Here is a 13,002-nt window from a genome sequence, read left to right as displayed (position 1 = left end):
TTCAACAACTATTACGTAATTCTGCATTATATTAGATATTTTTACTTCTGTTTGCACTGCTTCTGTTCTTGGCTGTGATCTCAACTGTTGAACACAACACACTTATTGAACCCAGTCTTCAAATACTAACTTTAACTCTTGCTCGAACTCCCTCATATTATTTGTCACCAGTATCACCCCAGTGGTGATGGTGTGTCCGGCAATTGCCGTGTCTTTCGACCCGGTTGGCGTCTTGGCCGGCCGCAGTGTCACTTTAATCTCTGCGGTAGTATTTGCTGCGGCGTAATCCCGGGGCAGGACTGCATTGAGGCGGTCGCAGAATAATGCAGTTTCCTTCTCGAGCGCTCTCCCCCTCAAAACCCAGATGAGGGGCTGGCGGATGGCGCGGTTATTGCCATTTTTGAAAATGGATGCGGTTTGCATATTTAACTCCCGAATATTTTGGATATGCATGACATATCCGGTATGAAGTTCATGCACTGGGGGTGAACCTAAGTATGCAGATGTCTGCCATATGGATCTTTTTTCACAGAAGATCCGAAAATCTGCAAAAAATACATGAAAAGCAGGAGCCTCTGAAGCTCCTTGCCAGAGTGCTACACCTGATACCGCGTCATATTCTGCAGGTTGAATATACTCAGGCATATTAGTCAATAACTATCTTCTTATGTCTCTTACCGTGAAATATGTGGCGCATTGCAGGTGGAGTATGCGTATTCTACGGGGGAAGTGTGGAAAATCCGCTTTTCATCTTTTCCCTCTTTCCCCCATTTTGTGGTCAGCGCTGCCGGACGGCGAGCCAGTTTTTGACCTGCGTTGCCACGGCTGTCATCACTATACCTGGCTTCGTCTCGTTGCGTTCTTCACTGACACCATTGCTGTACACATCAAACTCAGTACGCCCGTTAACGAAGCGAAAGCCTGCTTCAGTTCCGCCCTGCTCATTCTGAACAGCACAGCCATAACCCTTTTCCTGTTGCGCATTAAACAGACGTTCAGGTAGGTCAGGAAAGGTGATCCCAGGGCCGGTTTCCGTGTCCGCGGCCACTTCTGGTGCCAGCGTGATTTCAATGCGCCATGCACCGTAATCATAATCGTCGGGCTTGAACAACCGGGTATGGCCAAAGTCGTCTTGCTGATTATATTCCCACGATTGCAAGGGGGGCATCTGGCGCTGGCGACGGAGTTCATTGATGTGGCTGTAAAAGGAGTAATACCGTGCAGGAGACGGTTTGCGAAAAATATTATCCCATGCTTTTTTCACCGTTTCTTCATCTGAGAACGCGATTTCAGCAAACAGGGCAAACCACAGGGAGCTTGCTTTCGGTACCGCCAGCATGTTTTTCAGTACCTGGTCTGCGCGGATTGTCAGGTAGGGGGTGTTTTTCACCAGAATGTGCTGCAGATCGTCATGACCCTGAATATCGAGCAGCTTACACATCTCGATGTTCCATTTTGTTCCGTAGTGGTCGTCCAGTGATTCCTTGATGACCTCAATTCCCCCCAGGTGCTGGGCAATGACCTGATCCAGCGCATCTACCAAGGGGCTCAGCATGCCGAAGGTTTTAATTTGATCGGTGAACATCTCAATGATTTTGTCGCGGATGATCACCGATTTTGGCGTACCGGTCAGTATAGATAGGTGACTCAGTGTGACATCGACATCTTTCGGGATATTACGAATGGTGTAATCTACGGTGTTTTTTTCTTCAGCCATCTAACTTACTCCTTTCGCTGGCAGTTTAGGGTTCCGATCACCTTTTTTAGCAAGATGGAAGGTTCCCGGTGTGAATTTACACGTAATCATCGATTCTTTGTTTTGATGACAATGTGCTTTGTTTGATGATGTTATTGGTGTTTTTTTTATTTGTCAACTATTGTCATGCATCATCATTGATTTTCGTTTTTTGTGATATTTATCTGTCTTGTCATCTCTAGCAACTTTTATCAATTTAATTCATATATAGATGATTGTGTGTTGTCTTTTTGTTCTTTACTTCATCCTTAGATCCGAAAGCCGGTAGTCACGGATCTTCCTCTCCCTCCGCACAGCGCCATCTCCCGTCAGCACAACATGTAGTGCTGAATTTAGCTGTTAATGACACTATATGCTGTGTCATCTCCCTGACCTGTGATGCGCCGCGCAGCAGCAGAAAACAGTGCTTCGCTTACTTCCTGACCGTGGTACACTTCCGGAAAATGCGGAATAACATAAAAGTCGGATCTGGCCGGAATGGCCATCCGGTAATTTAATTGAGTGGTTATGTGGCTGCTTATTATCAGCCTGGAAATGATGACGTCATGGGAAAATCATCCGTGTGACAGAAGCAGGGTTGTGCCGCGCGTCATCATTACTCTGCGTGACTATTGAACCGGATACTATTTTTGAGGCGAGGTATGGGTAAACCAACATTTAGATCATTTTACGATGTGGTCCGGGAGCTTGAGGATGTATATGGCCATAAAGAGCTATGGCTGTATTCAGGAGCGGCATACGCAACGCCAACAGAAATGATTAACGCCAGACATAACTGGAAATCGCCAAAAATCCTGAAACGTAACGGAAGAATGGTTGCAGAACGAATGGATAACTCGGACTCATGGCAACTGGTTGGTGACTACAAAAAACCGCTGTTCCAACATTGTGCTCCGCCCTGGCAATCCTGTCAGATAGATGACTATTTTAAAGGCTATTACATTATCGCCCCCTGAAGGTCAGAGGAGTAATTGATGGCGGGATTACATCATTGATGGCGAGGTTTAAATGGGAAGTATGAAAGAACTGCTGTTTGAAATGCAGGAGGAACGGCGTGACGAATGGATTGCGGAAAATTATCCGGATGCTGAGGAAGGAACTCCTGAATGGGATGCGGCAGCGCAGGAATACAGCTGGTTTCAGGACTGGATGGAAGAGGCGGCTGAGCAGCAATATTTTGAGGCTTCGCTTGCCAGTATTCCTGACCGCCTGCAGGATGCAAAGGCTGAACTGGATGAGTTAGAGAGCCTGATGCAGTTCAACCAACCCAGGATCGTAGAGCGGATGGCTTACGTTCATTGCGTGAGTGTACTGGACAGCTTTCTGATGTACAGCGCAAGAGCACTTCTTAGTCATCCCCCGCATTTACAGAAGTTCCTGCACGAGGCTGATTCGTTGGTTCCTAATAAGGAAGACAGAAGAAAATTACTTGCTTCCAAATGGGTCGAGCAGGAGCCGGATAAAGACACTCCTGAGAAGGTTTATACCTGGCGAGCTCAGTCTCTTGTAGCGAAGAAGACATTTCAGAGCCACAAAGTGATAGGTCGGTATTTTTCAAGGATGCTGTCAACGCCACATGAGTGGCCATTGGAGGAGATTAAGGGTGTAATCAAGACCCGAAACGCACTGGTACACCGTAATGGAGTTACCGAATCTCTTGAACCCGTGTATATCAGTTCGGGGAGTGTGCAGAATGCTATCTGCACGGTACGAGCATTTATTACCGTGGCGGCTGAAACCCTTCTGCAGGAAGATGCACTATACAGGACGGATGATGGCATATTCTGAAATTACCGCAGCGACACCATCCATAAGCGTCTTCACTGAGGGATATGTCGATGACTTCGCTTCCCGCTAACTGTATACCAGTAAGCAACACATCATTACCTGTCGCCATAGACTACCCAGCAGCGCTGGCACTTCGCCAGATGGCTCTCGTTCAGGGCGAACTCCCGAAATACCTGCTGGCGCCGGAAGTCAGCGCCTTGCTCCACTACGTGCCGGATCTTCACCGCAAGATGCTGCTGGCGACGCTCTGGAACACGGGCGCGCGAATTAACGAAGCGCTGGCGCTGACAAGGGGGGATTTTTCGCTTGCGCCTCCGTATCCGTTTGTGCAGCTTGCGACCCTGAAACAACGGACGGAAAAAGCCGCCAGGACGGCAGGAAGAATGCCCGCCGGTCAGCAGACTCACCGGCTGGTTCCGCTCTCCGACGCCTGGTTCGTCAGCCAGCTGCAGACGATGGTGGCCACACTGAAAATCCCCATGGAACGGCGTAATAAACGAACAGGCAGGACAGAGAAAGCGCGGATCTGGGAAGTGACGGACAGAACGGTCAGGACCTGGATTGGGGAGGCGGTTGCCGCCGCTGCCGCTGACGGTGTGACGTTCTCTGTCCCGGTCACGCCACATACGTTCCGCCATTCCTATGCGATGCACATGCTGTATGCCGGTATACCGCTGAAGGTCCTGCAGAGCCTGATGGGGCATAAGTCCATCAGCTCAACAGAGGTCTACACGAAGGTGTTTGCACTGGATGTGGCTGCACGGCACCGGGTGCAGTTTTCGATGCCTGAGTCCGATGCTGTCACAATGCTGAAAAACAGACACGCATAAGTCACAAATCATAATTATGAATTGTGATTTATTCTATAAAAGAAGAGACCACTGCAATATGTGATCTCTTGTATGCAAGGGTGCTTAAACAGTGTGAATTCACAAGTGTGATTTCATAAGTAATAACTTCTTGATTATTACGTTAGTGTTTTTAAGTATTGCTCAAGGGCTACTCTGACGATGGCACTTACATTTTTTGGATCTTTACCATTGCGTTTATTCCTCAATGCCAGATCTTCTATTGTGACAAGCATGCTTTCACCAAGAGAGATTGTCGTCCGACATTGTTTTTCTGGTTCGGGTTTTTCCGGCGCGCCGTATGGTTTATCCGCAAGGCGCTGAGCCAGAGCCTCTGCTTGTTCTACCGTAACTGCAGCTCTGTTTAATGCTTGCTGGCTGGGTTTCTTCACCATGGGCCAAATACCTCATTCATTAAATGTTCAATTTCTGCTCTGGCTGCTGTATTGTTCGTTTCTACTACACCGGTGCCGTTGCTCATGCAATCGCGATAGACTTTTCTGAAACAAATAACTGAATCCAGGACTTGAATTGTTGGGAATTCTTCAAGATATTCAAGGAATTCTTTTCTCTCATTTCCCCTCAAAACCGGATTGGTTGTTGCCATACTTTGTAAACAATAAACCTTAAGTTCCGGGTTAAGGTTACGCATTGCGTCTATCTGTTGTTCTAGTTCTGTAAGAGTATCCAGATCTGGTTGAGAACACTGTAGTGGCGCAATTATTTGATGTGCGACAACTCCACTCGTTATGAATTCCTTTGAGTTTCTTCCTGCGACATCCACTATTACATCATCGAACTTTTCATTCAGAGCCTGTAGTGTTTGTGTCAGGTTATCAAATTTCTCAACAAGGGTTATTGCTGGTAACAGTCCTGCAGCTTCTCGTTCTGCATGATGTTTTGCGGCTGTTCGTTGTAGATCTCCGTTTAACAGGCAGACTTCCCTTCCTTTATTTGCGAGAGCAATAGCCAGGTTTGATGCAATGGTAGTTTTCCCTGAACCACCTTTGTTCCCACCAACTACAGTAATCATTGCAACCTCATAAATGTGATGTGTGAAGTATGATGATATTTTGACACGGTAACCTGATGTGTCAACATGCATTCATATTTATGAAGTATGAAATATGAAGTATGTCATATGATGTAATAAATATTACTTGTGTTTTGTGATTTCATAACTATGATAGTGCTCAAATTGAGTATTACCTTGCAACCAGAAACAGTGATTTACTCAGATTGAGTATTTAAGGGGCTATAGATGAACGTATACTGCGATGATGGTTCAACAACAATCAAGTTGGCATGGAATGACAATGGGAAAATCTGTAAGTCGTTGTCGCAAAACTCATTTCGTCATGGATGGAAGGTTGACGGGTTAGGGATTCGCCAGACATTTAACTATGAACTGGATGGTAAAAAATACACGTATGATGAAGTTAGCAACCAATCTATTCTTACGACTCATATTGAGTATCAATATACGGATGTTAACCTGTTAGCTGTGCATCACGCTTTACTGAATAGTGGATTAGCGCCTCAGCCTGTATCATTGACTGTGACTTTGCCTATCAGTGAGTTCTACACGAAAGAGTGTCAAAAAAATGAACTCAACATTCAGCGTAAAATTGAGAATTTAATGAGGCCGATTCGTCTTAATAAAGGCGATGTTTTCACCATTGAACACGTTGATGTGATGCCTGAATCATTGCCAGCTGTGTTTTCTCGTCTGGTCATGGATAAAGTTGGTCAGTTCGAAAAATCGCTGGTAGTTGATATTGGCGGCACTACGCTTGATGTTGGTGTTATCGTTGGTCAATTTGACTCTGTAAGTGCCATTCATGGTAATTCTGGCATTGGTGTGTCTTCAGTTACGAAAGCTGCAATGAGTGCATTGCGCATGGCATCCAGTGATACCAGTTTCCTCGTTGCAGATGAATTGATTAAACGTCGTAATGACCCGGACTTTGTTCGGCAGGTTATAAATGACGAAACAAAAACTGATCTGGTCCTTAATACCATTGAGGGGGCTATTGCCAGTCTGGGGGAGCAAGTAGTCAATGAGCTCGGTGATTTTCATCATGTGAATCGTGTTTATGTTGTCGGTGGTGGGGCCCCGTTGATCTATGATTCGATAAAAACGGCATGGCACCATCTTGGGCAAAAAGTAGTGATGATGGAGTCGCCACAGACAGCACTGGTTGAAGCTATCGCGGCTTTCAAAGAGGAGTAATATTGTGGACGATGAACGGAAAAGGAAAAAATTCACACTTTATCTGCATCCGGAAAAAGCTGCAGACTTTCAAACTTTGGAAGCGATAGAGTCCGTTCCGCGTTCTGAGCGTGGTGAGCTGTTCCGGAATGCATTTATTTCTGGAATGGCGTTACACCAACTTGATCCTCGCCTGCCTGTATTGCTGACTGCCATTTTGAGCGAGGAGTTTTCAGCAGATCAGGTTGTAACCTTACTCAGTCAGACGACAGGATGGAAGCCTTCTCAGGCCGATATCAGAGCTGTGTTGACTGAACTCGGTGCTTTGCAATCTGCTGAAAAAATGCCTCCTTCTGCTACTGATTCGGTGCAGGAGGCAATGAATGATGTGCGCCTTAAAATGCAAAAATTATTCTGATATATCAGAATGAAGCAATGGGGATCTCAGTCCATTGTGTTGTATACGAAGGCGAGAGCATTTCCCGTTTCATTTGCCATTCAGGGGCGGTTCCTCGCCCCGCAAACCACACTTTCCCTTTTCCAGACTGGTTCAGTTCATCGAGTGTTTTCATTAACTTTTCGCTGTTTTTACGGGGCTGGATCTCATCAAATAATCCCGGCTGCGCTATACCCGATGGTGTGAAATCAGCCAGCATGACTCCTGCCTTCATATAGCGGTACCCTTCACGCCAGACATGGTTTAACGCTCTGCATGCTGCGGCAATAATGTCCCGGCTGTCCTGTGTGGGTAATGGAAGCTTTTCCACAGCGGCATTGCTGTAACAGGGTTCTTTTACTGCAAAGGGGGATGTCCGTACAAATGTCGTCACCTGCCGGCAATACTGACGCTCCCCACGTAGTTTCTCTGCGGCCCGCTCTGCATACTGAACAACAGCCTGGTGCATGGCATCTTTGTCTGTGATTCGTTCACCAAAACTGCGACTACAGACAATCTGCTGTTTTGCCGGTGGTGCTTCTTCCAGGGATATGCAGGACTCGCCGTTGAGTTCGCGTACCGTACGCTCAAGAATGACGCTGAAGTTTTTCCGGATGAATGCCGTGTTAGCCTGCGCCAGCTGCAGTGCTGTGTTAATACCCAGCGCATTCAGCTTTTCCGTCAGTCTGCGTCCTACTCCCCAGACCTCACCAACTGGCTGCAGCCCCAGTAGCTTCAAGATCCGATTACGGTTTTCTGCCGTCAGCGCGACCACACCGGAAAACTGTGGCCATTGCTTTGTTGCCCACTGTGCACTTTTAGCCAGCGTTTTTGTAGGCGCAATGCCCACCCCCATGGTGAGTCCTGTCCAGCTTTTTACCTGTTCCCTGAGCTGATGACCAAAAAACTCCGGAGAGATGCAATGATTTATCCCCCGCAAATCAATGAACATTTCATCAATTGAGTAGGGCTCAACTGCGGGAGAAAGCGACTCCAGAACAGCCATAACCCGTTGGCTCATGCTGTGGTACAGCGCATAATTGCTGGAAAATACATGTATTTTCTTCTCCAGGCGCATCTGTCTCACCTGAAACCAGGGCTGCCCCATTCTGATGCCAAGGGCTTTTGCCTCCGGGCTGCGCGCGATCACACAGCCATCGTTATTGCTGAGTACGATGACCGGTTCGTTGCGAAGGTCCGGGCGGAAAACTTTTTCACATGAGGCGTAGAAACTGTTGATATCAGCCAGTGCAAACATCAGCGTAACTCCCGCGTCCTGTGTATCACGTGAGTGACAACACCAAAAATACAGATGTTTTCCGGATACAGTGTGCGGAACTCCGGGCTGTCTGAAACCGGCTCCAGTGCCGGGCGTGGGCGCAACAGCAGTCGTTTGACGGTGAACTCACCGTCGATCTCAGCGATAACGATGTCCCCGTGTTGTGGTTTTTCGGCCCTGTCCACTACCAGCAGATCACCATTCTGCACGCCAGCCTGGTTCATCGATTCACCGCTGGCGCGCAGAAAGAAGGTGGCTGCAGGTCTGCTGATGCAATAGCTGTTCAGATCCAGTTCCTGCTCAGCATAATCAGTGGCAGGCGAAGGAAAACCGGCCTGGCAACGATCGGCAAACAACGGTCGCACGTAACTGTCATCGCCTGAAGGGTCAGCCGGACGGTGATAAACGGTACTCATGCTGCAGGCAGCCAGCTGTCGTCCTGCCAGATTTCTTCCAGCAGAGACAGGATACGTTCTTTATCCTTGTCGTTGCGGGCTCCTGTGACAGATACAGACGGGGCGCTGCCCTGGTCTATACGCAGCCAGATTTCCGGGTAGTGTGGTTTCAGACGTTGTTCGATTTCATTCTGTAGCGCCTGAAGTGTGCCTGATTTGAGGTTTTTTGTGCTCTGGCGGTCGAAAAGAATTTCAATGCGGATCATGTTCTCATCTCCCTTTTCTTTTGCTGTATGTATATACAGTATTCTAATAACTGAATCCACACACAGTCAAATGTCATTATTGTGACTAAAAAGCGCTCAATTCTCTGAGAGTGTGGCTGTATGCCTGCTGTGGACTGCTGTGTTCAGCTTATCCACAGCATTTTGCGCACGGTTCTGTGAATAAAATACCTGGTTACCCAGGCCGTGCCGGCACGTTAACCGGGCTGCATCCGATGCAAGTGTGTCGCTGTCGCCGGCCTCCTCACCCGGTCACGTTTCGTCGTTCCTCCTCCACGCGCTGCGGCTTCGGGGCCGCACCTGCATTCGTATGCGGTCGCCCGGTTACAGGTGCGGCACGGCCTGATGGAGGCCGCATGTAAGAGGAGAATTCCCATGCCAAACTGGTGCTCAAATCGTATGCATTTTTCTGGTGAACCGGCACAGATTGCTGAGATTAAACGACTGGCCAGCGGTGCAGTCACACCGTTTTATCGCCGCGCCACAAATGAAGGTATTCAGCTGTTTCTGGCCGGAAGTGCCGGACTTCTGCAGACCACTGAAGATGTGCAGTTTGAACCGTGCCCCGGACTGACGGCTGCCGGACGTGGTGTTGTATCGCCGGAGAATATCGCGTTCACCCGCTGGCTGACGCACCTGCAGGACGGTGTACTGCTGGATGAGCAAAACTGCCTGATGCTGCATGAACTCTGGCTGCAGAGTGGTACTGGCCAGCGTCGCTGGGAAGGATTACCGGATGATGTCAGGGAAACCATTACCGTGCATTTCACCGCCAAAAGAGGTGACTGGTGTGGCTTCTGGAGTAACGAGGATGTATCGGTGTGGTGGAACCGTCTGTGTGACAACGTGCTGCCGGAAAAAACCATGCCGTTTGACCTGCTGACGGTTCTGCCCACCCGCCTGGATGTTGAAGTGAACGGCTTTAACGGTGGTGTTCTGAACGGTGTTCCTTCCGCATATCACTGGTATACGGAACAGTATGGCGTGAAGTGGCCTGTGGGGTATGAGGTGAATATCAGCCGTCAGGGAGAAAACTTCATTCAGGTGGATTTCGACACGCCGTGGTGTCAGCCGGAAAGCGACGTTGTTGCAGCATTAAGCCGCCGTTTCGGCTGCACGCTGGAGCACTGGTACGCCGAACAGGGCTGCAATTTCTGTGGCTGGCAGCGATATGAGCGTGGAGAGCTTGTTGATGTGCTGTGGGGGGAACTGGAATGGTCTTCCCCGACAGATGATGATGAGCTGCCGGAAGTTACCGCGCCGGAGTGGATAGTCGACAAGGTGGCGCATTACGGTGGATGAAGTATGACGGAGACGGGCGGGCAACCGCCCGTTTCTTTTCCGGTAAAGGATGTCGCTGTGCTCCTCTTTTTACTGCGCCGGCTGACGCGGCGCGGCAGGAACGCTGCCTGTGGTCAGTGTCCCGCGTCCGGCCGGGCACGGGACGGGCGCTTTTACCGCTCCCGGCTGGCGTCGGTGACAGTGTACGCCAGCCCGTCGCCCTTTTCTGATGAACGCCCTTCAAGCCGCTTTCGCGGCATATTCTCGCCGTCAAACAGACGACGGCTGCGATATTCCACGGTCGGCCTGACCCGTTACCGGACGCGGTGAACAGCCCACAGGCAGCGGGGAACGGGCGCCACAGGGGCGCCCTCCCGGTGCCTTCTGTAAGAGAAGGAGTGCTGTTATGTCCCGTTTTATCCTGGGTGACTGCGTGCGTGTTATGGCCACGTTTCCGGGCAATGCTGTCGATTTCATCCTCACCGACCCGCCATATCTCGTCGGTTTTCGTGACCGTCAGGGGCGTACCATCGCCGGCGATAAAACCGATGAATGGCTGCAACCGGCCTGTAATGAAATGTACCGCGTGCTGAAAAAAGACGCGCTGATGGTGAGCTTCTACGGCTGGAACCGCGTCGATCGCTTTATGACCGCCTGGAAAAATGCGGGATTCAGTGTGGTTGGCCACCTGGTGTTTACCAAAACCTACACATCGAAGGCCGCATATGTGGGCTATCGCCACGAATGCGCTTACATCCTGGCAAAAGGGCGTCCGGCGCTGCCTCAGAAGCCATTGCCCGACGTGCTGGGCTGGAAATATTCAGGCAACCGCCATCACCCGACGGAAAAACCTGTTACCAGCCTGCAACCACTGATTGAGAGCTTCACACATCCGAATGCGATTGTGCTGGACCCGTTTGCAGGCAGCGGCTCAACCTGCGTGGCCGCCCTCCAGTCCGGACGCTGGTATATCGGTATCGAGCTGCTTGAACAGTATCACCGTGCCGGACAGCAACGACTGGCCGCCGTGCAGCGGGCCATGCAGCAGGGGGCCGCGAATGATAACTGGTTTGAACCGGAGGCTGCGTAAATGAACTATGCCGGACACGAAAAACTTCGCGCCGAAGTGGCGGAGGTGGCCAATACCATGTGTGACCTTCGGGCCAGGCTGAACGATATGGAGCATCGCTGTCGCTTTGATTCCGATGTGCTTGTTGAACGCCTGGCACGCCAGACGCTGTATCGCGCCAATCGCCTGTTCATGGAGGCATATACCGAAATTCTGGAACTTGATTCCTGCTTCAAAGATTGAGGGGAGAGAGTATGTACGGAACATGCGAAACGCTCTGCCGGGCGCTGGCAGCAAAGTATCCGGGAGACACGCCGCTGATGCTGCTTATCTGGTCCCCGGAAGAGATTCAGGCACTGGCTGACGGTATGGAAATTTCTCTGACCGATCATGAAATCAGGACTGTCCTGGCGCGCCTGGAGGACATCCCGGAAGACCAGCGGATTGAGTCCGGTATTTCTTCCGGTGCGGCGATGGAAATTATCAGCAACGTGAGCGAAAACCGCCAGGTGACCGTCCCGGCTGAACTGCTGGCGTCCCTGATTCAGACCGCTGAACAGGCACTGTGGAAACGTGAATGGGCCGCCCGTGATAACGGCCTCGCCGTCCCGGAATGCGTCACCCGCCGTCAGGCGGTGATTAATCAGGCCCGCACCCTGCTGAAAAACAACACACACGAAAACGACTGATGTTATCGCCGCCTGCGGGCGGCGATACAGGGAGAACGATTAATCATGAACGAAAACACAACGCTGAATGCACTGATTTATCGCCACGCCCGTAACCTGCTGCTGGCGCAGGGCTGGCCGGAGGAGACTGATGTTGATCAGCGAGATCCGCAGAACTATCCGGGCTGGATCAGCATTTACGTGCGGCTGGATGCGCCCCGGCTGGCGACGTTGCTCGTCAACCTCCACGATTGCGTACTGCCGCCGGTCCTGGCTTCCGCCATTCACAAACTGACCGGAACCGGGGCGGAACTGGTACTGTCCGGCAGTCGGTGGCAGTCGCTGCCGGTACTTCCGGCAGACGGAACGCAGGTGTCTTTCCCGTATGCCGGTGAATGGCTGACGGAGGAGGAAATCAGGGCTGTACTTGCGGCGGTGCGCGATGCGGTACGCAGTGTCAGTTGCCGGGTGGCAGAAGATGCGCGGCGTATCCGGGCGGCGCTGACCACAACCGGTCAGACGTTGCTGACCCGCCAGACGCGCCGCTTTCGCCTGGTCGTGAAGGAAAGCGATCACCCCTGCTGGCTTGATGAAGATGACGAAAACCTGCCCGTGGTGCTCGATGCCATCCTGAACCGGGGCGCACGTTTTTCGTCGGTGGAAATGTACCTGGTCAGTGAGTGTGTGGAGCATATCCTGGCCAGTGGGCTGGCCTGCGATGTGCTGCGTATACCGGGCGAACCGCCCCGCCGCTGGTTTGACCGGGATGTTCTGCGGGAGGTGGTCCGGGAAGCACGGAGCGAAATTCGCAGCATGGCGGATGCCCTGGCAAAAATCAGGGGCTGATGATGGCGGGGAAATCCCCTGAGGGATCCCCAGAAAATTTAGTAAACCATTATCATATTGGTATACCGTTGCTGTAGAACTTTCAGCCCTGCGTCAAGTGACAGTGTGTTTAGTATGAGTGGAGAATGTCGAATCACATT

At 50.6% G+C, this 13,002-nt stretch carries 18 protein-coding genes and 1 pseudogene; 11 read left to right on the top strand and 8 right to left on the bottom strand.

Annotated features, from left to right (window positions below; translation table 11 throughout):
• Positions 1–102: 102 nt before the first annotated feature.
• A complete protein-coding gene (locus tag C0K55_RS26160; RefSeq protein WP_157942656.1) occupies positions 103–654 on the bottom strand; it encodes a hypothetical protein in 552 nt (183 codons plus the stop codon).
• 124 nt (positions 655–778) lie between these two features.
• A complete protein-coding gene (locus C0K55_RS25015) occupies positions 779–1,717 on the bottom strand; it encodes a hypothetical protein (RefSeq protein WP_000796971.1) in 939 nt (312 codons plus the stop codon).
• Between the two features lie 680 nt (positions 1,718–2,397).
• Between C0K55_RS25015 and C0K55_RS25010 the strand changes: the two genes are divergently transcribed.
• From C0K55_RS25010 to C0K55_RS25000, 3 genes are read left to right on the top strand one after another with little or no spacing between them, the layout of a single operon-like run.
• Complete coding sequence (locus C0K55_RS25010; protein WP_001302628.1) at positions 2,398–2,712, top strand: hypothetical protein; 315 nt, start codon at positions 2,398–2,400, stop codon at positions 2,710–2,712.
• Positions 2,713–2,764: 52 nt separating this feature from the next.
• A complete protein-coding gene (locus C0K55_RS25005) occupies positions 2,765–3,544 on the top strand; it encodes a hypothetical protein (RefSeq protein WP_000535295.1) in 780 nt (259 codons plus the stop codon).
• A gap of 44 nt (positions 3,545–3,588) precedes the next feature.
• Complete coding sequence (locus tag C0K55_RS25000) at positions 3,589–4,374, top strand: site-specific integrase (RefSeq protein WP_077814904.1); 786 nt, start codon at positions 3,589–3,591, stop codon at positions 4,372–4,374.
• 137 nt (positions 4,375–4,511) lie between these two features.
• Here the strand turns inward: C0K55_RS25000 and C0K55_RS24995 are convergent, their stop codons facing one another.
• Complete coding sequence (locus C0K55_RS24995; protein WP_000239529.1) at positions 4,512–4,787, bottom strand: hypothetical protein; 276 nt, start codon at positions 4,785–4,787, stop codon at positions 4,512–4,514.
• The gene (locus C0K55_RS24990; RefSeq protein WP_000633913.1) at positions 4,781–5,425 is read right to left on the bottom strand and encodes a division plane positioning ATPase MipZ; all 645 of its coding nucleotides are present in this window, start codon (positions 5,423–5,425) and stop codon (positions 4,781–4,783) included. The genes C0K55_RS24995 and C0K55_RS24990 overlap by 7 nt, the downstream gene beginning before the upstream one ends.
• Before the next feature lie 228 nt (positions 5,426–5,653).
• Between C0K55_RS24990 and parM the strand changes: the two genes are divergently transcribed.
• Positions 5,654–6,625 carry a plasmid segregation protein ParM domain-containing protein gene (gene parM, locus C0K55_RS24985; protein ID WP_001103690.1) on the top strand — a complete coding sequence of 324 codons (972 nt, stop codon included), beginning with the start codon at positions 5,654–5,656 and terminating at the stop codon, positions 6,623–6,625.
• A gap of 4 nt (positions 6,626–6,629) precedes the next feature.
• Entirely contained in the window at positions 6,630–7,022 is a 393-nt protein-coding gene (locus tag C0K55_RS24980; protein ID WP_000340829.1) for a plasmid partitioning/stability family protein, read from the top strand.
• A gap of 4 nt (positions 7,023–7,026) precedes the next feature.
• Here the strand turns inward: C0K55_RS24980 and C0K55_RS24975 are convergent, their stop codons facing one another.
• From C0K55_RS24975 to C0K55_RS24965, 3 genes are read right to left on the bottom strand one after another with little or no spacing between them, the layout of a single operon-like run.
• Entirely contained in the window at positions 7,027–8,298 is a 1,272-nt protein-coding gene (locus tag C0K55_RS24975) for a Y-family DNA polymerase (protein WP_000457496.1), read from the bottom strand.
• The gene (gene umuD / locus C0K55_RS24970; protein WP_000109071.1) at positions 8,298–8,735 is read right to left on the bottom strand and encodes a translesion error-prone DNA polymerase V autoproteolytic subunit; all 438 of its coding nucleotides are present in this window, start codon (positions 8,733–8,735) and stop codon (positions 8,298–8,300) included. Before umuD ends, C0K55_RS24975 begins: the two co-directional genes overlap by 1 nt.
• On the bottom strand, positions 8,732–8,980 hold the full coding sequence (locus C0K55_RS24965; RefSeq protein ID WP_000618110.1) for a DinI-like family protein: 249 nt from the start codon (positions 8,978–8,980) through the stop codon (positions 8,732–8,734). The genes umuD and C0K55_RS24965 overlap by 4 nt, the downstream gene beginning before the upstream one ends.
• Positions 8,981–9,397: 417 nt before the next feature.
• Here C0K55_RS24965 and C0K55_RS24955 point away from each other — a divergent pair, with 417 nt between their 5' ends.
• Positions 9,398–10,300 (top strand): DUF1281 domain-containing protein, encoded by a 903-nt coding sequence (locus C0K55_RS24955; RefSeq protein WP_105266952.1) that lies wholly within the window; start codon positions 9,398–9,400, stop codon positions 10,298–10,300.
• Here the strand turns inward: C0K55_RS24955 and C0K55_RS27055 are convergent.
• The gene (locus tag C0K55_RS27055; RefSeq protein WP_336603136.1) at positions 10,251–10,481 is read right to left on the bottom strand and encodes an arginase; all 231 of its coding nucleotides are present in this window, start codon (positions 10,479–10,481) and stop codon (positions 10,251–10,253) included. The two genes, C0K55_RS24955 and C0K55_RS27055, sit on opposite strands and share 50 nt — an antisense overlap.
• Between C0K55_RS27055 and C0K55_RS24950 the strand changes: the two genes are divergently transcribed.
• The 5 genes and pseudogenes from C0K55_RS24950 to C0K55_RS24930 all read left to right on the top strand — a co-directional run bounded on the left by C0K55_RS24950 (position 10,373) and on the right by C0K55_RS24930 (position 12,862).
• Positions 10,373–10,609: a hypothetical protein gene (locus tag C0K55_RS24950; protein ID WP_336603135.1), complete on the top strand. Its 237-nt coding sequence runs from the start codon at positions 10,373–10,375 to the stop codon at positions 10,607–10,609. The two genes, C0K55_RS27055 and C0K55_RS24950, sit on opposite strands and share 109 nt — an antisense overlap.
• 76 nt (positions 10,610–10,685) lie before the next feature.
• Positions 10,686–11,369 (top strand): DNA methylase, encoded by a 684-nt coding sequence (locus tag C0K55_RS24945; protein ID WP_105266950.1) that lies wholly within the window; start codon positions 10,686–10,688, stop codon positions 11,367–11,369.
• Entirely contained in the window at positions 11,370–11,591 is a 222-nt protein-coding gene (locus tag C0K55_RS24940; RefSeq protein WP_001104891.1) for a hypothetical protein, read from the top strand.
• A pseudogene (locus tag C0K55_RS24935) lies at positions 11,485–12,037 on the top strand (DUF1380 family protein). Before C0K55_RS24940 ends, C0K55_RS24935 begins: the two are co-directional and overlap by 107 nt.
• Before the next feature lie 45 nt (positions 12,038–12,082).
• Positions 12,083–12,862, top strand: coding sequence for a hypothetical protein (locus tag C0K55_RS24930; RefSeq protein ID WP_105266949.1), 780 nt, complete (start codon positions 12,083–12,085; stop codon positions 12,860–12,862).
• Positions 12,863–13,002: the final 140 nt, after the last annotated feature.

The organism is Escherichia sp. MOD1-EC6098 (genome assembly GCF_002965865.1).
GTDB lineage: Bacteria > Pseudomonadota > Gammaproteobacteria > Enterobacterales > Enterobacteriaceae > Escherichia > Escherichia marmotae.
The sequence above is the reverse complement of the archived record's forward strand: the minus strand, read 5'-3'. Positions and strand labels throughout refer to the sequence as shown.

Excerpts from the sequence above, each read along its gene's own strand:
- C0K55_RS25005 (WP_000535295.1), top strand. The coding sequence starts at position 2,765 with ATGGGAAGTATGAAAGAACTGCTGTTTGAAATGCAGGAGGAACGGCGT.
- C0K55_RS24955 (WP_105266952.1), top strand. The coding sequence starts at position 9,398 with ATGCATTTTTCTGGTGAACCGGCACAGATTGCTGAGATTAAACGACTG.
- C0K55_RS24965 (WP_000618110.1), bottom strand. The coding sequence starts at position 8,980 with ATGATCCGCATTGAAATTCTTTTCGACCGCCAGAGCACAAAAAACCTC.
- C0K55_RS24945 (WP_105266950.1), top strand. The coding sequence starts at position 10,686 with ATGTCCCGTTTTATCCTGGGTGACTGCGTGCGTGTTATGGCCACGTTT.
- C0K55_RS24975 (WP_000457496.1), bottom strand. The coding sequence starts at position 8,298 with ATGTTTGCACTGGCTGATATCAACAGTTTCTACGCCTCATGTGAAAAA.
- C0K55_RS24990 (WP_000633913.1), bottom strand. The coding sequence starts at position 5,425 with ATGATTACTGTAGTTGGTGGGAACAAAGGTGGTTCAGGGAAAACTACC.
- parM (WP_001103690.1), top strand. The coding sequence starts at position 5,654 with ATGAACGTATACTGCGATGATGGTTCAACAACAATCAAGTTGGCATGG.
- C0K55_RS25015 (WP_000796971.1), bottom strand. The coding sequence starts at position 1,717 with ATGGCTGAAGAAAAAAACACCGTAGATTACACCATTCGTAATATCCCG.
- C0K55_RS24940 (WP_001104891.1), top strand. The coding sequence starts at position 11,370 with ATGAACTATGCCGGACACGAAAAACTTCGCGCCGAAGTGGCGGAGGTG.
- C0K55_RS24995 (WP_000239529.1), bottom strand. The coding sequence starts at position 4,787 with ATGGTGAAGAAACCCAGCCAGCAAGCATTAAACAGAGCTGCAGTTACG.
- C0K55_RS25000 (WP_077814904.1), top strand. The coding sequence starts at position 3,589 with ATGTCGATGACTTCGCTTCCCGCTAACTGTATACCAGTAAGCAACACA.
- umuD (WP_000109071.1), bottom strand. The coding sequence starts at position 8,735 with ATGAGTACCGTTTATCACCGTCCGGCTGACCCTTCAGGCGATGACAGT.
- C0K55_RS24930 (WP_105266949.1), top strand. The coding sequence starts at position 12,083 with ATGAACGAAAACACAACGCTGAATGCACTGATTTATCGCCACGCCCGT.
- C0K55_RS25010 (WP_001302628.1), top strand. The coding sequence starts at position 2,398 with ATGGGTAAACCAACATTTAGATCATTTTACGATGTGGTCCGGGAGCTT.